The organism is Microcoleus sp. N9_A1, from assembly GCF_036701795.1.
Classification (GTDB): Bacteria; Cyanobacteriota; Cyanobacteriia; order Cyanobacteriales; family Microcoleaceae; genus Microcoleus.
Genome location: NZ_JAUBRI010000099.1, coordinates 1 through 17137, shown reverse-complemented (window position 1 = coordinate 17137; position 17137 = coordinate 1). Strand labels below are relative to the sequence as shown.

At 46.8% G+C, this 17137-nt stretch carries 22 protein-coding genes and 1 pseudogene; 15 read left to right on the top strand and 8 right to left on the bottom strand.

Translation table 11 applies throughout. From position 1 onward, the window contains the following. The first annotated feature begins 419 nt into the window (after positions 1 to 419). From QUA58_RS28410 to QUA58_RS28380, 7 genes are all read left to right on the top strand, one after another. Positions 420 to 755 (top strand): cation:proton antiporter subunit C, encoded by a 336-nt coding sequence (locus QUA58_RS28410; protein WP_333256903.1) that lies wholly within the window; start codon positions 420 to 422, stop codon positions 753 to 755. After that, on the top strand, positions 752 to 2182 hold the full coding sequence (locus tag QUA58_RS28405; protein ID WP_333256900.1) for a cation:proton antiporter: 1431 nt from the start codon (positions 752 to 754) through the stop codon (positions 2180 to 2182). Before QUA58_RS28410 ends, QUA58_RS28405 begins: the two co-directional genes overlap by 4 nt. Continuing rightward, positions 2179 to 2562 carry a Na+/H+ antiporter subunit E gene (locus QUA58_RS28400; protein ID WP_333206841.1) on the top strand — a complete coding sequence of 128 codons (384 nt, stop codon included), beginning with the start codon at positions 2179 to 2181 and terminating at the stop codon, positions 2560 to 2562. Before QUA58_RS28405 ends, QUA58_RS28400 begins: the two co-directional genes overlap by 4 nt. Before the next feature lie 149 nt (positions 2563 to 2711). Next, a complete protein-coding gene (locus QUA58_RS28395) occupies positions 2712 to 2942 on the top strand; it encodes a hypothetical protein (protein WP_333256911.1) in 231 nt (76 codons plus the stop codon). Beyond that, positions 2939 to 3226, top strand: a complete 288-nt coding sequence (locus QUA58_RS28390) for a monovalent cation/H(+) antiporter subunit G (protein WP_333256897.1) — start codon at positions 2939 to 2941, stop codon at positions 3224 to 3226. Before QUA58_RS28395 ends, QUA58_RS28390 begins: the two co-directional genes overlap by 4 nt. Continuing rightward, positions 3216 to 3803 (top strand): DUF4040 domain-containing protein, encoded by a 588-nt coding sequence (locus QUA58_RS28385; RefSeq protein ID WP_333256894.1) that lies wholly within the window; start codon positions 3216 to 3218, stop codon positions 3801 to 3803. The genes QUA58_RS28390 and QUA58_RS28385 overlap by 11 nt, the downstream gene beginning before the upstream one ends. Further along, positions 3803 to 4468 (top strand): Na(+)/H(+) antiporter subunit B, encoded by a 666-nt coding sequence (locus QUA58_RS28380; RefSeq protein WP_333397447.1) that lies wholly within the window; start codon positions 3803 to 3805, stop codon positions 4466 to 4468. Before QUA58_RS28385 ends, QUA58_RS28380 begins: the two co-directional genes overlap by 1 nt. Before the next feature lie 303 nt (positions 4469 to 4771). Here QUA58_RS28380 and QUA58_RS28375 read toward each other — a convergent pair. From QUA58_RS28375 to holA, 3 genes and pseudogenes are all read right to left on the bottom strand, one after another. Continuing rightward, positions 4772 to 5189 (bottom strand): annotated as a pseudogene (locus QUA58_RS28375) (IS1 family transposase); the annotation flags it as partial. A gap of 371 nt (positions 5190 to 5560) precedes the next feature. After that, entirely contained in the window at positions 5561 to 6553 is a 993-nt protein-coding gene (locus tag QUA58_RS28370; protein WP_333397445.1) for a hypothetical protein, read from the bottom strand. A gap of 229 nt (positions 6554 to 6782) precedes the next feature. Next, entirely contained in the window at positions 6783 to 7763 is a 981-nt protein-coding gene (gene holA, locus QUA58_RS28365; protein ID WP_333397444.1) for a DNA polymerase III subunit delta, read from the bottom strand. A 176-nt stretch (positions 7764 to 7939) separates the two neighbouring features. Between holA and QUA58_RS28360 the strand changes: the two genes are divergently transcribed. Genes QUA58_RS28360 through cbiE form a run of 3 tightly spaced genes read left to right on the top strand, consistent with a single transcriptional unit; the run spans position 7940 to position 10375 of the window. Then, a complete protein-coding gene (locus QUA58_RS28360; RefSeq protein WP_333397449.1) occupies positions 7940 to 8680 on the top strand; it encodes a DUF1868 domain-containing protein in 741 nt (246 codons plus the stop codon). Continuing rightward, positions 8670 to 9074 (top strand): hypothetical protein, encoded by a 405-nt coding sequence (locus tag QUA58_RS28355; RefSeq protein ID WP_333397442.1) that lies wholly within the window; start codon positions 8670 to 8672, stop codon positions 9072 to 9074. The genes QUA58_RS28360 and QUA58_RS28355 overlap by 11 nt, the downstream gene beginning before the upstream one ends. Continuing rightward, positions 9071 to 10375, top strand: a complete 1305-nt coding sequence (cbiE, locus tag QUA58_RS28350; RefSeq protein WP_333397440.1) for a precorrin-6y C5,15-methyltransferase (decarboxylating) subunit CbiE — start codon at positions 9071 to 9073, stop codon at positions 10373 to 10375. The genes QUA58_RS28355 and cbiE overlap by 4 nt, the downstream gene beginning before the upstream one ends. Positions 10376 to 10543: 168 nt before the next feature. Here the strand turns inward: cbiE and QUA58_RS28345 are convergent, their stop codons facing one another. From QUA58_RS28345 to QUA58_RS28330, 4 genes are all read right to left on the bottom strand, one after another. Then, the gene (locus tag QUA58_RS28345) at positions 10544 to 11413 is read right to left on the bottom strand and encodes a type II CAAX endopeptidase family protein (RefSeq protein WP_333397438.1); all 870 of its coding nucleotides are present in this window, start codon (positions 11411 to 11413) and stop codon (positions 10544 to 10546) included. 221 nt (positions 11414 to 11634) lie between these two features. Continuing rightward, positions 11635 to 12675, bottom strand: coding sequence for a UDP-3-O-(3-hydroxymyristoyl)glucosamine N-acyltransferase (lpxD, locus tag QUA58_RS28340; protein WP_333397436.1), 1041 nt, complete (start codon positions 12673 to 12675; stop codon positions 11635 to 11637). 269 nt (positions 12676 to 12944) lie between these two features. Then, positions 12945 to 13259 carry a YkvA family protein gene (locus QUA58_RS28335; RefSeq protein ID WP_333369756.1) on the bottom strand — a complete coding sequence of 105 codons (315 nt, stop codon included), beginning with the start codon at positions 13257 to 13259 and terminating at the stop codon, positions 12945 to 12947. Between the two features lie 381 nt (positions 13260 to 13640). Next, positions 13641 to 14843, bottom strand: a complete 1203-nt coding sequence (locus tag QUA58_RS28330; RefSeq protein WP_333397435.1) for an SPFH domain-containing protein — start codon at positions 14841 to 14843, stop codon at positions 13641 to 13643. A 167-nt stretch (positions 14844 to 15010) separates the two neighbouring features. On the opposite strand from QUA58_RS28330, the gene QUA58_RS28325 reads away from it, so the two are divergent. From QUA58_RS28325 to QUA58_RS28305, 5 genes are all read left to right on the top strand, one after another. After that, entirely contained in the window at positions 15011 to 15490 is a 480-nt protein-coding gene (locus tag QUA58_RS28325) for a hypothetical protein (RefSeq protein ID WP_333397432.1), read from the top strand. Between the two features lies 1 nt (position 15491). Continuing rightward, positions 15492 to 15944: a DUF7689 domain-containing protein gene (locus tag QUA58_RS28320; RefSeq protein ID WP_333397430.1), complete on the top strand. Its 453-nt coding sequence runs from the start codon at positions 15492 to 15494 to the stop codon at positions 15942 to 15944. A 21-nt stretch (positions 15945 to 15965) separates the two neighbouring features. Continuing rightward, the gene (locus QUA58_RS28315) at positions 15966 to 16100 is read left to right on the top strand and encodes a hypothetical protein (RefSeq protein ID WP_333397428.1); all 135 of its coding nucleotides are present in this window, start codon (positions 15966 to 15968) and stop codon (positions 16098 to 16100) included. Between the two features lie 167 nt (positions 16101 to 16267). Then, positions 16268 to 16561 (top strand): DUF433 domain-containing protein, encoded by a 294-nt coding sequence (locus QUA58_RS28310; RefSeq protein WP_333257659.1) that lies wholly within the window; start codon positions 16268 to 16270, stop codon positions 16559 to 16561. Continuing rightward, positions 16558 to 16902: a DUF5615 family PIN-like protein gene (locus QUA58_RS28305; RefSeq protein ID WP_333257657.1), complete on the top strand. Its 345-nt coding sequence runs from the start codon at positions 16558 to 16560 to the stop codon at positions 16900 to 16902. Before QUA58_RS28310 ends, QUA58_RS28305 begins: the two co-directional genes overlap by 4 nt. Here QUA58_RS28305 and QUA58_RS28300 read toward each other — a convergent pair. Next, the gene (locus QUA58_RS28300; protein WP_333257654.1) at positions 16891 to 17061 is read right to left on the bottom strand and encodes a type II toxin-antitoxin system HicB family antitoxin; all 171 of its coding nucleotides are present in this window, start codon (positions 17059 to 17061) and stop codon (positions 16891 to 16893) included. The two genes, QUA58_RS28305 and QUA58_RS28300, sit on opposite strands and share 12 nt — an antisense overlap. Positions 17062 to 17137: the final 76 nt, after the last annotated feature.

Sequence of the window (17137 nt, the reverse complement as noted above, 5' to 3'; positions counted from 1 at the left end):
CGGCCCATCCCACAAGAGTTATTTTTTCTTGTGGGATGGGCCGAAGAGCCCGTCCAATAAATTTATGAAAAGGACTTTTGCAAGAGGTCTATTGAACACTCCTGGACGCACGAGTGGTCTGAAACCGCGTTTGATGGACGATCGGACTTCGTTGTCGCCCACATATTCGCTAACGCGACTTAGAAAAAAATAACGTCAAAAATCGCTGCAAACATTGACAGGTAAAGGGTTTGAGTTTTAATTGGACTCAGACTTGCATTGACAAGGGTTTCAGCTCTGACGGGACATCCAACTCTTTCCCTTACCTAGACAGCTTTTCAGAGCCTTTAAGGGCTAGAAAATTTCTGAGCCCCATTAGAAAATAATATACATTAATTCAAATATAATAACCAAAACCCCTTATCCAACACGCAATTTCCATGTTAGAAGCATTGGTATTGGCAACAGTATTTTGCGGATTTTTTGGTATCATCTTTAAAAAGAACCTGATCATGAAAATCGTCTGTATGGATGTCATGAGTACAGGGGTTATAGCCTATTACGTGGTGGTGGCATCGCGAGAAGGCTTGCTGACACCAATTATTTCAAAGGGGAAAAATGTCGCTTACGCCGATCCGGTTCCCCAGGCGGTGATCTTAACGGCGATCGTGATCGGCTTTTCGATTCAGGCTTTAATGCTGGTCGGTGTGATGAAGCTGGCACGAGATAATCCGACATTGGAAAGTAACGAAATCGAGATGAATAACACCCCATGAATACCCTGACGATCGCCTGGATTGCATTCCCATTTTTTGTCGGGTTTACTATTTATTTAATTCCCAAGCTTGACAAGTATCTCGCAATATTAGGAGCGATTGTATCTGCTGCTTTTGCAGCCGAGCTTTTTACGATGCCGTCAGCGGTGACGCTGAAGTTACTGGATAATTTCAGCGTGACTTTGCTAGTCGATAGCTTGAGCGGCTACTTTATCTTAACCAATGCCTTAGTCACGGCGGCGGTTGTTATCTATTGTTGGCCCACAGATAAGTCGGCATTTTTCTATGCACAGATTCTGATGGTGCACGGCAGTCTGAATGCAGCCTTTGCCTCTACGGACTTTATCAGTTTATATGTGGCATTAGAGGTCAGCGGGATTGCGGCGTTTCTCTTGATTGCCTATCCTCGCACCGATCGAGCGATTTGGGTGGCTTTGCGCTATCTATTTATTAGCAACACGGCAATGCTGTTTTATCTAGTCGGTGCCGTGTTGGTTTATAAGGCAAGTTATTCGTTTAGTTTTGCCGGATTGGGTGCAGCGCCCCCAGAGGCGATCGCTCTGATTTTTATGGGACTATTGGTCAAAGGAGGCGTGTTTGTATCCGGGTTGTGGCTGCCCTTAACTCACTCGGAATCAGAAACTCCAGTGTCGGCTTTGCTGTCGGGAATTGTCGTTAAAGCTGGGGTATATCCCCTCGTGCGCTGTGCGCTGATGGTGGACGAGGTGGCACCCATCGTCCAGATTTTCGGAGTCGGGACGGCGCTGCTGGGCGTGTTCTGTGCGGTTTTAGAAAAAGATAGCAAACGGATGTTGGCTTTTCACACGGTTTCGCAGTTGGGCTTTATCCTCGCTGCACCGGAAGTTGGTGGGTTTTATGCGCTGGCACACGGTTTGGTGAAATCGTCGCTGTTTCTGATTGCAGGATCGTTACCGAGTCGTAATCTGAAAGAATTGAAACAGAAGCCGATCGATACCAAGATCTGGATTGCCTTAGTCATAGCTAGCTTATCAATCTCTGGCTTTCCCATGTTGGTTGGCTTTGGGGCAAAGACGTTAACGGTGAAGAATTTGGGTTCCTGGCAAGCGATCGCGATGAATCTCGCAGCAGTCGGAACAGCAATCTCTTTTGCTAAATTCATCTTTCTACCCCGTGGCGGACAAACAGCAGCCAAACCCGGTTTTTGGCCTGCGGTGTTGCTGTTGCTAGGTGGGCTGATTGCAGCCAATGCTTTTGATGTTCAGGCATATACGCTGGAAAATATGCTTAAGGCGATCGCCATCATCGGTGTTGGTTGGTTAGCCTATTTTCTAATTTTTCAACGCACGGCAATCAAACTGCCACGTATGCTTGAACAATTCGATCATTTGGTCGGTTTTATGAGCTTGATTTCGCTCCTACTATTCTGGATGGCATTCTCAACATGATTGGACAGCTAATATTAAGACTGACCATCTGGTTTCTACTCACTGCCGATTTTAGTTTGGCAAATATTGCGATCGGCTTCATCATTGCTTTCCTCTTGCCGCGCAGCTACGCACCCCCGGAACCTTTGAGGGAATGGTTGGGGGTGTTGGGTAAAATCTTCATGGCGATTCCGATAGCTTATATAGAAGCTTTTGAACTCATCCTCCGTCCCCATAGGCACGAAGATGTGATCATGGAAAAAGTGCCAAATCATCGATCGCCCTTGCTGATCTTCCTAGATGTCTTCCTGATCACTTTTACTCCTAAGACGATTGTTGTGAAATATCACGAAGAGGGTTTTTACGAAGTACACCGAGTGCGGCGGACTTCGAGTAATTAGCTGAAGTTTTTTAGGATTTTTTAACCGCAGAGAACGCAGAGAACGCAGAGGAAGAGCGGGGAGAAATCAGTAATTCCTATTTAGCTAAGTCAGCAAACAATCAGGAGGGTACAGCATTGAACAACTTGAACAACTTGATTCTAATTGCGATGATTCTGGCTCTGCTCATACCCATGTACGAGGTATGGAAAGATCATGATATCTGGCAAACAATGTTGGCCTTTGCCAGTATTTCGACGAAAACGGCAATTATCGCTCTCGTCATATCCGTCTGGCGCGATGATTGGATGATCGGTGTGGTGGCGGCGATTATCCTCAGTGTGGGTAATGCTGGATTGATGTTGTTGGCACAAATAATCAAACGTATCAGTGAAGCATGATCGTAATAGATGTATTGAGCTATACCTGCATCGGTATAGGGATTTTTTTCTGGTTTTGGGGTACTTCTTTCCTACTGGGCAAGCGATCGGTTTTGTATAAACTGCACAGTCTTTCGGTAGCAGATACGCTTGGGTCAATGTTGATCGTCGTCGGATTGCTGCTGAAAATACCCAGTAAATGGCCGCTGCTGATTCTGGCGATCATTTGCTTAGCAATCTGGAACACAATGCTGGGATATGTGTTGGCCTATTGTTCCAAAACAGGGACTGACTATGAACGATAATAGCTACATTTATGTCCTCGTCGCTCTGCTACCCTTAGCTGGTGGTATGGTGGTATTTCAGGTCAATCCATACCACGCATTGCTACTGCGGGGGGTATTGGGAGCGATCGCCGCCTTGGTGTATACAATTCTAGGGGCGGGGGATGTGGGCTTGACCGAAGCCTTGATGGGTACTCTACTCGCGATTACACTTTATGCAGTGACGGTGCGTTCATCCCTCGTGCTGCGTCTGGGTGTCATCGAAGACGGGATTGAGGACGATGCTATACCAAACGACAAAACCGCAGGTCATTTTAAGCAACTGATAGATGACATCCGCACAGTTTTTCAGAAACGCCATATGCGCCTGGAACTGGTTCCCTATGCGACTACACAGGCATTGCAGCGGGCGCTGATGGAAAAAGAAGTTCATGCAGCTTGTTCCCCACAAGACCAACTAGAACACAGCGGCGAAGCGCAACTTTATAACACCGCAATCAGAGTTCGGCGTGTCTACGACATCATGCAAACCGAACTTTCATCACCAGGGACAACCCTAACCTATGTAAATACACCAGACGCAGAGGACAAGCATTGATGAAGTGGGTTTACTTTTTATCAGGGATAGCGCTGTTTGTCAAAATGCTGCTAATCGCCAATCCAACAATGGACTTATCGCAGCAAAGTTCGATCGTCGAATTGGTTGTTCAAGATAGTGGAGTACCCAATGCGGTTTCCGGTATCATTTTGCGAAATAGGCTGTACGACACGATCTTTGAAGTCGTGGTATTTACGATCGCCATCTTGGGTGCAAGTTTTATGCTAGCAAATGAAAAGCCGTCCTGCGCCATATATCAGTTTACCGATCAACCATCGATTATTTTGGCGCGATTGGGAGCGACGATTGCTGCGTTGGTGGGTATCGAACTAGCAATTCGCGGGCATTTAAGTCCAGGGGGCGGTTTTGCGGCGGGTGTAGCGGGGGGAACTGCGATCGGCTTGGTGGCGATTACCTCATCACCGCAGTGGATGCAAGAAATATACAAGCGCTGGCACGCCGCGACTTTGGAGAAGGTTTCGGTACTTGTTTTCATTGTATTGTCCGTTATCACTCTGTCCGGATATGAGTTACCGCACGGAGAGTTAGGCACACTTTTCAGCGGTGGCATTCTCCCCTTGCTCAATATCCTGGTTGCAGTCAAAGTCGCATTAGGATCGTGGGCGGTGATGTTGGTGTTTATTCGCTATCGCGGATTGCTATGACAAATGTTCCGATCTCAAATCCATTGACATCGAAATTATTCATCTCTCTCATTCTCTGACTCAGTGTCCTCTGTGTTCTCTGCGGTTTAATCATTCAGCAACAACCGTAAACGATATTTTACGTTTATAAGGCTGACGCACGAGTAGTCAGAAACCGGGTTTTTTTGCTGAAAAGACGCGTTAAGCCCGCAGAAACGGTCAAAAACCCGGTTTCTTTGCTTTTGGTAAGTAATTCCGGCGCTGCTGAATCTGATCTTCATCGGGAATAAACTGCGGGTAAACTTTCCACCCATCTGTCACCTAAAAATGGCATTTCTATTTATTAACAATCCCCGATAGTGGTTCAAAGGTTTTTGCACGCTCGGTCGCCTAAAACCCATCCTAGAATACCTGGTTTAAAATGATTTACTGATGTCCATAACCAGGTGCAAGTTTTTTTTGAGCCCACAAATGTTTCTAATTCATCTAATTCTCCCACTTCGGGAGTTGTTTCTACGTCATAAAAATCTGGCAAAAGTTTTCCTACTTGTTTGACCCAATTAATGAGGGTCGTATGATGCACATTTTTGACTCTCTCAATTGCTCGAAAACCCATACCATTGACATACATTTTGAGACATTCACGTTTAACCTCTGAAGAGTAACCTTTATGAGGTTGATAGCAATCTATAAATTGTCTGCCACAACCGACACAAATATAATTCTGTTTACCAGAAAGAATTGGTTTAAAGCCTCTCCCTTTTAGGGAGAAATTAAAAGAAGACTATTCATTACTTCAATCCTCTTCCTTCCAGGTAGAGGTCAACTGGTCAACTGTCAACTGTCAACTGTCAACTTTTTTCTGACCATTTTTCAGATGTTGCGGCATTTAAATTGTCTGTTAAAAAAAAATCAAACAATTAGTGGGCTGGGCGTCCTGCCAGCCTCGAATATGCAATTTAAATGCGCGACAGCTTAAATGAAATTTTAATAAAATTGAAAAAAGTCAAAAGTAAGAAAGCTTTCAGTAAAAACAAGTTTTTTACTTTTGGCTTTTGGCTTTTGACTTTTGACTTTTAGCACCTCGAGTATTCAACTCAAAACTCAAAACTCTTAAGGCGCTGCCGCCGCCCTGCGGTTGGCAACAATCAGATTAGCCTGATACTCTGACGCTTTTTGCTGAGCCTTTTGATAGTTGGGGCTGGTTGACGGCACGGCTCTCATGAGCTTAACCGCTTGCTGCCACTCGCTTGCTACTGCGATCCACTCATTTTGAGACTGAGCCTTCTGGGCCGAAATTGCTGCCTTCTGAGCTGTGTTAACGGCTTCTCTCCAAGAGTCAGGCTTAGGCGCGGCGGCTTTTGGTGCAGGAGAAGCTGGAGCTGGGCTTGCTGGTGCAGCAGCAGTGGGAGCGGGTTTTGGTGCAGGGGAGGCTGCCTGTGGGGTGCCCGAAGATGCGGCTGGAGAGGATGCAGCGGCTTTAGAAGGGGGAGATGAGGGTTGGGGGGAGGGGGAAGCAGCTTCGGGGGCGATGGGTTCTGGGTTCGAGTCGCCGAAGGGGAAAGTGTTAGTAAAGAAAAGCCCTGCTGCGATCGCCGCCAGAGGTACTAAGATACCCACAGGTATTACCCATTTGGGAAATTGTTTTTTCGGAGGTGGGGCTTGATCTTCGTCTTCGTCTTCGTCTTCCTCGTCGTCATCTCGATCGAATTCTCCCTCTTGATAATAGTCTTCGCCTTCTGGCTCGACATCATCTATACCTACAGAGTCGTCAGGCATTCCACTTTCTGATCCGTAAAGCATTGGCTCCGCAGGCATCAGATCAATTTCATCTTCCCACGCAGGCGAGCCGTCACCTGTTCGACGCCCGTAAACCTTTACAGTGTGAATTGATTCGAGTCCCAGCTTCGTCATGCCGGTGCGGATGAAATCGACCAATACCATTTGATCCGGTACTTTGTCTGCCTCCAGAATTATGTGGAGGCAGCCGTTGTCCCGCGTCACATCGGCGTTGATGCCTTTGGGTTTGAGTGTACGGTTGATGCTAGATGCGATCGCTTTTGGATCGCCCTGCTTGAGCAGTTCCCGCGGGTTCTGTTGTGTCATGGGTAGCGCTCTTTTTTTGGGGGGGGTGGAGAGCCGGCAAATAATATTAACCGATCGGCATTCGGCGGACAATATTTATTTACCACATTAACTTCTACTTTGGCATTCTGAGAGTATTTCTAGTATCTATTGACCTTTTGGCCCGCGAGCCGACATCAAGCACATAGGCGCTATCGAAATTTGTTGTAAAAATTTACAGTAAGATGCCGCTCCTGTGCCTTGTCGCGCATCAGCGAAACAAGCTAGAAAGTTCTATAACTTTGGTTTGCAGGGTTGAGATTTCTTCTCGCCCCCGTTTTAAAGAAGCCTCTAAGTCTAGCAGCAAGGGCAAACTTTTTTGCAGTTTTTCTAAGCTGGCGTTCTTGACTTCTTGGCGAAAATAGTAGACTCGTTTCGGATTGCCGAGATCTAGAGCTTGAGCAATTTTATCATCGCGATCGCCCGCTTGGATCATCGCCTTTACCCACAGCCAAATCCGAAACTTACCAGTCAAGCCCGCCACAATCCTCAAACCAGGCTCGCTGCGGCCAGTTAAGCCTGCCAATAAATCCAAAGCGGCGGAGGTATTGCCCTCGCGAATCGCATCGGCTAGCTGGAAGGTATTCTGGGCGTGGCAGTGTACCAGTGCGGCGACTTCCTCCGGGTTGAGAGGTTGGCTGCGGTTGCCGGCAAACAACAGCAATTTTTCGAGTTCGCTGTATAGCTGACGGGTATCGCTGCCGATGGATGTGGCCAAAAGTTCGATCGCTGTGGCTGTCAATTTTACATTCATTTCGCCAGCGACTTGGCGCACCCGCTGGGCTAATTCTTTGTCATTCCAAGGCGGAATGGGTGAAAATTCCCGCACTTCGGCGTCGGACTTGACGAGTAACTTGGTAGATTTGAGCCGGCTGTCGGGTTTTTTGACTGCTGTCAGCAGCAGCACGGTGGTAGGGGGAATCACTGGCAGTGTTCGTTCCAATTGGGCCAACAGTTCTGGAGAACACTGCTGCGTTAAAGTCGTATTTGCCAGCCAGACAAAACGGCTGCCGGTACCGAAGGGGGGCGTTAAGGCTCGATCGAGCCCTTCTACCACAGCATCGGCTCGATCGGCAATAATCTTGTCATAGTTAAAACTAGCCCAGTTGGGGTCGAGGACTGTTTGGCGCAAACTTGTCACAGCCTGCGCCATCGCAAAGTCGTCTTCCCCCCAAAACAGGTAAATTTGCATGAAAAACGCTCAGTAGCCCAAAAAATCAGAGTTGCACGCGAGCCTTGTCCAACATATCCTGAATTGGGCTGTTGGAAGCCCGCGCCATAATATAAAATTTGGTGTGGGAGTATGTCACCGCGAGGAAATCAAGATTGGATGATACTTATCAAGCTTACGTAAATCGGGTGGCGCGAATGACGCTGCTGGACTCCTACAAGTCCCAGGTGGAACACATTCAGGAATCTCCAAAATTTAAGCCGGACGAAGCTGGTCACAGAGATCCTGTACCTTTTCCGGGTTATTCGGTGATTACGCCGCCTGCTGGGGAAGATGCAGAAAATGCTGCACTTTATAGTAATTTGCACTCGATCCAACAACGGCTATTGCAGGAAATAGCGGATGGTGCGATCGTGGCACTGCCTCCTGATAGCTTCCATTTAACCGTAGCCGATTTGATTTGGAGCAGCGCTTTTCGAGATGCCTCTGATAATAATCCCGAATTTGAGGAGCAACTGCGCTCGCGCATGGCCGATGGTTTTGCCGCCTGCAAACCCTTGGCTGGCGGCGCTCCCATTCGCTGGATAGTGCTGGGGTTGATGGTGATGACTAGAGCTGTGGGTGTTTGTTTGGCACCGACGGACGAAAACTCTTACAAGCAAATTCTGGAGTTTCGCCGATCGATCTATCAAAATCCCGATTTAATGGCTTTGGGAATTGAACAGCAATATCATTTTACGGCCCACATTACTCTGGCTTATTTTGGGGACATCGGGCCGAACCTAGACCGCGATCGCTTGTGCGCTTTGCTGTCAGAGTTAAACGAGCAATGGCTGGACACGCCGCAAGAACTGTCCTTAAACCGAGTGGAACTGCGGAAGTTTGACGACATGGCGACCTACCTCCGGCAACCGGACTGGCCTGTTTTTGAGTTTTAACGAAGGAAGTTCGGCAACGGATTATGTAACGGATGTAACGGATGTAACGGATGTAACGGATGTATTAGCAACGGATTTTGTAACGGATTATGTAACGGATGTAACGGATTTCAGGAAGACGGAAGACGGAAGACGGAAGACGGAAGACGGAAGACGGAAGACGGAAGAAGCAAGAGAGCATATTTTCCCACTCTCCCACTCTCCCACTCTTCCACTCTCCCACTCTCCCACTCTTCCCTCTCCCACTCTTCCCCTTTCCTCTGTTTCAAGAGTCAGGATATTGCCGATTAAATGCTTTCATTATTCTGGCTTGGTAACAAAGTCAAGGAAAAAATTTATGAAAAACCAGGAAAAATCAGTAATTCTGGTTTTTTACTTTTTGCTTAAAAAGTGACAGTACACGTTGTTGGTATAGGTTTAGATGGAGCTGCTGGGCTGAGCGAATCGGCGCGGCAGGTTGTAGAAATGGCTGCTCTGCTAATAGGGAACGAGCGCCATTTGAGCTATTTTCCCCAGCACGACGGAGAGCGCTGGGCGTTGGAAGATTTGACCGAAGCAATTCTGGAAATTCGGCGCTGGTGGGCGACTGAACCGGAATTAGAACCCTCTGCGGGGACGGTGGAACCCCGTGCTCAACCGATCGTAATTTTAGTGGCCGGCGACCCGCTGTTTTACGGCTGGGGAAAGTTGTTAATTGCCCAATTGCCGGCAGAAAAATTGACTTTTCACCCCCACGTCAGTTCTGTGCAGTTGGCTTTTAATCGCTTGCAAATCCCTTGGCAAGACGCTCATTTTGTTGGCTCTCAAGGACGTTATTTTGAGGAACTGACGGCAAAACTCAAACTCGGTGTCGAGAAAATTGCGGTGCTCGCAGACGAAACTCATACTCCGGCGGCCCTGGCAAATTTGGTGAAAGCTCTAAATTTGCCTACACGCTACGAGTTTTGGGTTTGCGAAAATTTGGGTTCTGCTGACGAGCGCGTAAACCTGCGTTCTCTGTCAGCTTTGCTGGGAGAGTCTTTTGCACCGCTGAGCGTGGTTGTGATGCTGCGGGAACCCTCGCCGAGGGCAGAACCTTTGGATTTGGAAAAGTTGCCTTTGTTGGGAATACCGGATGCAGCTTTTATCGGTTGTGGCGACAAGCCGGGTTTGACGGTTGAACGGGAAGTGCGGGTGTTGGTGCTGGCACAATTGGCTTTGCAACCGGGACAAGTTGTCTGGGATGTGGGTGCTGGTAATGGTTCTGTGTCGATCGAGATTGCTCGTTTATTCCCGCAGTCTGAAGTATATGCGATCGAACAAACAATTTCTGGTACTTGTGCGATCGAACTCAACTGCGCCCGTTTTGGGCTGCAAAATGTGTTCTCGATTCACGGAACCGCCCCGGAAATCTTGCACCGCTTGCGTCCGCCCCACCGGATTTTTATCGGCGGTAGTGGCGGAGGGTTGACTAAAATTTTGGGCGTTTGCGCGCTGCGGCTGCTCCCTGGAGGCTCGATAGTCCTAGCTTTGGATGCTTTTGAGGATATTGCTACTGTTTTGAGCTGGATGGGCGATCGGGTGCGCCGGGAACCGCATTGGAGTTACCGAATCGTGCAAGTGCAGTTATCGCGTTCTGTGGCTGGGGGGAATTCAACTCGTTTTGATGCGTTGCAGCCGGTTTCGATTGTGACGATTGATCGACACTTGAATTAATGTCTGATTTTTAACCGCAGATTAATGGCTGTGTTATCTATGTTTTGGTTGTAGTTTTTGTTCCCGCTTTATTGAATCTAATCTTTTTTTTACCGCAGAGGGCGCAGAGGGCGCAGAGGAAGAGAGGAAGAGAGGAGGTAATTTTAAATTGGTTTGGGGTATTAGGTTTTAATTTTTGATTAACAAAAGTACGGCTGCTGTTGCTAGCAGTAGCAGAATTCCGGCTGCACCGGCTAGGGGTTTTGCTGCTATTCCTGTAATCCATTCCGGTGCGCGGCCTGTCGGATTAATTGCGCCTTCTGTATCTACGGTAGTTATACCCCAAATCCAAGCTGCGTGAATGCCGATCGCCAATCCTAAACTGCCATTGTCGGCGATGCGGGCTAAGGTTAAAACCATGCCCATCAGCCACAATCCGGGCAGTTGCGGTAGAGTTTCTTTGGCTGCCCAAATTAGGTGGGCGATCGCAAAAATGAAACTGGCGATCGCACCTGCGATTATTATTGAGTAATCTTGCTGGAGTATTGTTTGCAAACAGCCGCGAAATATCAACTCTTCTGTGGCGCTAATCCACAGTCCTAATAACAGAGTCAGCAGACTAGCAGGGTTAAAAATTAAGGCCCAAAAATTATTATTTTTTTCGCCTGTTTCGGTGGAAATTTCCCCCATTTGTAGCTCGATCCAGCCTGCGGTTAATTGCAGGCTGAATAAAATTACTAAGCTGATTATTCCTAATCCCAATCCCCGCAGTAATGACATCAAAACTGCGGGTTGCCAATCCCAACCCCAGTTAGTAAAAGACGTGTTTTCGATCCAACTTGTCGCCCATAAAATGAAGGGGACAATCACGTAGAGGGAAGCTAGTAAAGGTAGTTTTTTGTTTCCCAGGGGTTGGGGTGGATGCCATTTGAGGGCGATCGCCAGCACAATCGCTGCCGGAAGCCACACAACAATCCAAGTTGAGAAAAACAAGATTATTTTGACAATTGCTGGTATTGACGGCGACAGCAGTCGCAGGTTAGTTATACTATGCCACATTTAATGGGTTGCAACCATAACACTGTTAACTGTTAACTGTTGACTGTTGACTGTTGACTGATGTCTAATAGACATAGGAGTGAAAAGCCAGTCTTGAACAGGCATCCTGCCTGTTCCACAAGAATTATTGGAGATGACTAAGGACTAATAACTAATAACTAATAACTAATGACTAATGACTAATGACTAATGACTAATGACTAATGACTAATGACTAATGACTACCGATCGAGCTTGCGCTGAATTTGCCTCAGAGACTGGTACATTTCGGGCAAGCGGTTGTAGATTGCTGTGGCTTTGAGAAATAGTTTGTGGGGAATTGCTGGAACACCTGTCACGATCGCCCCTGCTGCAACATCACTGTGAATTCCGGCTTTAGCAGTAGCGATCGCCCCATCTCCGATTTTGGCTTGATTAGCAATTCCTACTTGACCTGCCAAAATTACATTGTTGCCAATTTTTACCCCGCCGGCCATGCCAACGTGAGCGGCAAAGGCGCAATTTTTCCCGACTTGACAGCCGTGACCTACGTGTACTAAATTGTCGATTTTTGTATTCTGGCCGATGCGGGTTTCTCCGACAGCGGGCCTATCGATCGTGCTGTTGCAGCCAACCTCAACGCCCTCTTCTAATACCGTGCAGCCAGACTGCTCCATTTTCACCCACCCGGAGGCTGTCGGCACGAACCCAAAACCTTCGCTCCCGATCGCCGCACCGCTGTGAATCACGCAATTTGCCCCGATGCGAGTACGTTCGTGGATGACACAGTTAGCGTGTAAAACAGTGCCTTCGCCAATTACCGAATCTGGGTAAATTACGACATTTGGATGAATGCAAACGTTGCTGCCAATTTTGACTTTTGCTTGAATAACGACGTGGGGGCCGATATAGACATTTTCACCAATTTCTGCGGAGGGGTGAACGACGGCTGAGGGATGAATTTCGGATGCTGGGCGAAACGGTTGATAGAAAAGGGCGATCGTTTCAGCAAACAGCAATCGCGGATCTGCTGCGGCAATCCAAGCAATGTTGCGATCGGTACATTGAGCTTGCAGCCTTTCGTCTAAGGGTAAAATTAAGGCCGAAGCGTTTGTAGTGGCTGTATGAGCGGCAAATTTAGCTCCTTCTATGTAACTGATTGTACCCGATGCGGCTTCATCGACTGGGGCGGGGCCTGTAATTTCTCGATCGGTAGCAACCGACGCTGTGAGGGTGCGACTGGTGGCTAAGTTAAGTTTTTGTACTATTTCGCTAAACTTCATCTATAAAAATTTTTTGTTAACACAGATGGATCATAGTTAAAATTACCAGTTTTGGAGCACGATCTGAGCAGTTGCCATTTAAAAAACAAAAACCCCGATTTCTTGAAGAAGTCGGGGTTGTAGCGATCGATTATTTTTGGCAATTATTAGACCTCTTGCAAAAATAATTAGCACGGGCTCTTCGGCCCATCCCACAAGAGTTATTTTTTCTTGTGGGATGGGCCGAAGAGCCCGTCCCATCAATTGAGGAAAAGGATTTTGCAAAAGGTCTATTGTACAGAAACTGCATCTACGTCAACGGTGCTGCCTTTGGCTTCAGAAGGGCTGCCGGTGGCTTCGGATGCTGAGGCTGTCTCTGTTTGGCGGGATTTAAAGTAGTCGATCGCCATTTGGGACACTTCGGAAATCAGCAAGACTGCGATCGCCACATCGTCAATTTGTCCGACGACGGGGAGAAAATCGGGCGCAATGTCGATCGGGCTTACCAGATATGCCAGGGTTCCCAGAATAATCCACCAGCGGTACTTGGGGTTGCGGAGCGTGTCGCGATACCAGTTGTAAACAGATTGTATAGAAAAGTTCATGTGGTTGTCCTCTCGTTATATTTTCAATCTTGACAAATTATCGCTCGAAACGCTTGTGGAGATATCCCCCCTAAGATTGGGAAGAGACTTCTACCTGGGAGTATGAGGAATTGGGGAGGGAGAATTTGTCAATCTGTGTCCCAAAGGCGGGGACTCTTGACAACGCCCCTACAGAAACCTGACAGATGAAAGGCGATGGGATTAATCTGTGTTTATCTCCTGTTTAAAACCATATTCATCTATTACTTGTATATCGTGATTAAAGCAAGTTACTTAGATTGGGATTTTTCAACCGCATATGTCAGCAGATAAACACAGATGAACGCTGATGGGATTTATCTGTGTTTATCTGCTGTTTAAAAAAATCTTCATATCTTTCAATCACGAATCTTGAAACACCCATTTTTGGTCGCCGATCGCAATTTCGCAACCATTTGGCAGCCAAAAAGGCTCGTTAGCAGCCAGCCTCTGCCCACCCACAAAAGTGCCGTTGGAACTGCCGCTATCAACAAGCTGATATCGCTGTTTGCCAATTTCGTCAGTGGCGCGGCGGATTTGAGCGTGGTAGCGCGAACTTTGCGGGTCTTGTAATACTAAAGTGTTGGTTGGTTCGCGTCCAATTGTAAAGGGATTGGCTGTTAGGGCGATCGCCTCTCCAGAAAGTTTGTAGATTAAATATGCGGTTGTTTGGCGATCGCTGCTTGCGAGTACCGTCGGTGCAAGTGAAGGTGAATTCCTCGCAGGTGGGAGACTGTTTTGAGCGAGTTGTTCTGTCAGTTGTTGCAAATCGCGATCGAACGCTGCTGCTGTGTCAGAAGCGGGAAGACTCGCAGGAGAATTACCTGAAATTAAGTTTAACTGCTGTACGGGAGATTGAGGAATAATCGGGCGGCCGGCTTCGGCAATTCTCATTTGCAGCGCGGCGGCATTTTCTGCTTCTTGTCGGGCACTCATTCCCTCAACTTGGCGAATAACTCCGTTAGTTTCGGGAAAGCTGACATCGCCAATTCGCACGTCTTCTAAGTTAAAACCTAGAGTATAAAAATCTTGGACGCGATCGAGCAAATTTTGGCGCAGCAACAGCCGTCCTTGACTGATAAGCTGTTGCAGGGGAATTTGCCCGATCGCTAATCCCAGACAATCCTTAACTGCACTTGCTAAAACAGCTAGAGGATCGGACAATTCCAAAGCTACTCGTTTCGGATCTATAACTTGATAAATAACCGTCAGAGTCGCATCAATTAAAAATCTGTCCTTAGACAAGAAATCTCCGTGGGATTGCACGTCCAAATTGCGGAGTTTGGTGTCTACGAGGACAATTTGACACTGTTCCAGCAGGGGAAGGGCGAAGCTGAAATGCCGCCCAGATTTCAGGGTACGTACGGCGCGGCCGTTTTTGACCAACAGCCCCGTGTAACCCGCCCCGATAAAGTCCATACTAAACCCGGCCCAGCGTTCTGGGGTGACGGTTTGAATTAGGGGAGAGGCGTTGTTCATGGGATGCAGTTGAGGGAGGTTTGATTCTACTTTTAGGGTAACAAATTGCTGGGGGGCGATCGGGCGATCGGTGTGCCGGTTCCGCAACTTCTATACTTTACGCCTCCACGAGTCCCGATTCAGCACGTACTGGATCTAGTTTGGATCTAGAATTTATTTGCTATACTTTATGAAATTATTGATCAAAATTTGATTTTTATAGCAACTATAATTTATTTGCTACACTTAAGAAATCATCCTAGTTTGTAAGCGAGATGAACACCATCACGATCGCCATTTCAGATGAGCGCCTGCTGAAACTACAAAAAGTCGCTGTCGATCTGAATGTATCAATAGAAGAGTTAGTCTTAATGGGTTTGGAAAACGTGCTTGCAAAACGAGAAGTTTCCTCTCCACATACTGCCACAGATATCCCAAAGAAAAATGCTGAATTAGACTCAGTGGTAGTTAACAAATTTTATCACCTTGCCGAGCAGTGGCAAAGAGAAGTTGCTGGAATGTCTTCGACAAACCGAATGTCTCAGCATCCTGCATATCAGGAAATTATTAATATGGGAAATCCAATTGTACCACTACTGCTATCAGAACTGAAAAAAAATCCCCTTTACTGGTTCGCAGCATTGAGTGCAATTACAGGTACAAATCCCATCAAAGCAGAACAAAAAGGAAGAGTCAAACAAATGGCATCAGCTTGGATAGAGTGGGGTAAAAATCAAGGCTATGCGATTGAATAGAATGTATAGAAGACCTGAACTTGAAATTAAATGGCAGAATTTGTCTCACACTGATTATCAAGTTACCAGTCTAAAGTCAGAGGAATATAATTGCTTTGCTTGGGCTGCTGGCGAAGATGATCGATGGTGGCAACCAATACCGGGAGAGCAATTTTATTGGCCAGATGGCGTGCCGCAAGAGGAGACGCTAGAAGCATATATTCTGGCCTATAAAACGCTGGGATATGAAATTTGTAATGGCGACACATTAGAACCTGGATATGAAAAAATAGCACTATATATTGACTCTACCGATATCCCAACTCATGCAGCAAGACAATTACCTAATGGTAAGTGGACAAGTAAACTGGGCTGGTTGGAAGATATTGAGCACGAACTCGATGGATTGGTTGGCGACAGGTACGGAGTTGTCAGTCAAATTCTCAAACGTGCGGTAAATTCTAATAAAGATTGAATAGGCGAAGACTAATCGGCGTTGGATGGATCTGAACGGGCGATTCCTGGATGGATAGCTGCACCGCGCGTACTTTTGGCGATCGCTCTTAATCCTTCTGAATCTTTTACCAGAAAGAATTGGTTTAAAGCCCAAAGCCCGATCGGGAGAAATTAAAAGAAGACTATTCATTACTCCCATCCTCTTCCTTCCAGGTAAAGGTCGCTGTCAACTGTCAACTGTCAACTGTCAACTGTCAACTGTCAACTGTCAACTGTCAACTGTCAACTGAACGAGTGTTAGCCTAAGTTATAATAAAGAGCGCTGTGTCGTGTTAATCTTTTATGACCACACAATCTGTTTCGCGTTATGTCGCACGTCACCCTGAAATCTTGCAAGGCGAACCAATTATCGCAGGAACCAGAACTTCCGTTCGTGCGATCGTGGAATTGTGGCGTTTAGGTATCACTCCTGAAGAAATCCCGACGCACTTGCCTCACCTGAAATTAGCTCAAGTTTTTGACGCACTGAGCTTTTATTTGGATAATCAGGAAGAAATAAATACTTATATTGAGCGCAATCGAATTCCTGAAGAATTGATTCATCCTGCTGTTAAAGCTGCAATGGAAAAACTGTGAAACTGTTTGCAACTATCCACACAGATGAAGATGTTTCTAAGCTTGTAGCCACTTTGTTAAAGGCTAGAGGTTTTGATGTGACGACCACGAGCGAACAGGCAATGCTGAGTCAATCGGATAGTCAACAATTAGCTTATACTGCATCTGTTGAACGATGTTTGCTCACCCATAATCGCGTAGACTTTGAGCGACTGCATCTAGAGTATATGACAGAAGGACGGCAACATTCTGGCATTATTGTAGCTCCTCAAAAGAACGCCTATGAGATTGCCCAACGGGTTGCTATTCTGTTAAATACGCTAACGGCTGATGAAATCGCCAATCAGCTTTTATATGTGTAAAGCGATCTTAGCAACTTCGAGCCAACCGACCATAGCATCTTTTAAATTAATTACCACTTCTTCTATCGTGTCTCCTTCAGTAATGCAGCCTGGAAGTGCGGGAACTTCGGCCCAATAGCCACCTGCTGCTGCTGGATGGATGATTGCTCTAATTTTCATGGCTCTTCCGTACTTATTGTGCTAATTTTTTAGGAAAATGCCAAAAAAGTAATGCCCGTATTTCAAAATTTCTCAA

Bases quoted from the DNA above. Each gene is read 5' to 3' on its own strand.
- QUA58_RS28400 (WP_333206841.1), top strand. From the start codon at position 2,179: ATGATTGGACAGCTAATATTAAGACTGACCATCTGGTTTCTACTCACT.
- QUA58_RS28360 (WP_333397449.1), top strand. From the start codon at position 7,940: ATGACGCTGCTGGACTCCTACAAGTCCCAGGTGGAACACATTCAGGAA.
- QUA58_RS28395 (WP_333256911.1), top strand. From the start codon at position 2,712: ATGATTCTGGCTCTGCTCATACCCATGTACGAGGTATGGAAAGATCAT.
- lpxD (WP_333397436.1), bottom strand. From the start codon at position 12,675: ATGAAGTTTAGCGAAATAGTACAAAAACTTAACTTAGCCACCAGTCGC.
- QUA58_RS28370 (WP_333397445.1), bottom strand. From the start codon at position 6,553: ATGACACAACAGAACCCGCGGGAACTGCTCAAGCAGGGCGATCCAAAA.
- QUA58_RS28335 (WP_333369756.1), bottom strand. From the start codon at position 13,259: ATGAACTTTTCTATACAATCTGTTTACAACTGGTATCGCGACACGCTC.
- QUA58_RS28325 (WP_333397432.1), top strand. From the start codon at position 15,011: ATGAACACCATCACGATCGCCATTTCAGATGAGCGCCTGCTGAAACTA.
- holA (WP_333397444.1), bottom strand. From the start codon at position 7,763: ATGCAAATTTACCTGTTTTGGGGGGAAGACGACTTTGCGATGGCGCAG.
- QUA58_RS28345 (WP_333397438.1), bottom strand. From the start codon at position 11,413: ATGTGGCATAGTATAACTAACCTGCGACTGCTGTCGCCGTCAATACCA.
- QUA58_RS28385 (WP_333256894.1), top strand. From the start codon at position 3,216: ATGAACGATAATAGCTACATTTATGTCCTCGTCGCTCTGCTACCCTTA.
- QUA58_RS28410 (WP_333256903.1), top strand. From the start codon at position 420: ATGTTAGAAGCATTGGTATTGGCAACAGTATTTTGCGGATTTTTTGGT.
- QUA58_RS28405 (WP_333256900.1), top strand. From the start codon at position 752: ATGAATACCCTGACGATCGCCTGGATTGCATTCCCATTTTTTGTCGGG.
- QUA58_RS28320 (WP_333397430.1), top strand. From the start codon at position 15,492: ATGTATAGAAGACCTGAACTTGAAATTAAATGGCAGAATTTGTCTCAC.
- QUA58_RS28390 (WP_333256897.1), top strand. From the start codon at position 2,939: ATGATCGTAATAGATGTATTGAGCTATACCTGCATCGGTATAGGGATT.
- QUA58_RS28310 (WP_333257659.1), top strand. From the start codon at position 16,268: ATGACCACACAATCTGTTTCGCGTTATGTCGCACGTCACCCTGAAATC.
- QUA58_RS28300 (WP_333257654.1), bottom strand. From the start codon at position 17,061: ATGAAAATTAGAGCAATCATCCATCCAGCAGCAGCAGGTGGCTATTGG.
- QUA58_RS28380 (WP_333397447.1), top strand. From the start codon at position 3,803: ATGAAGTGGGTTTACTTTTTATCAGGGATAGCGCTGTTTGTCAAAATG.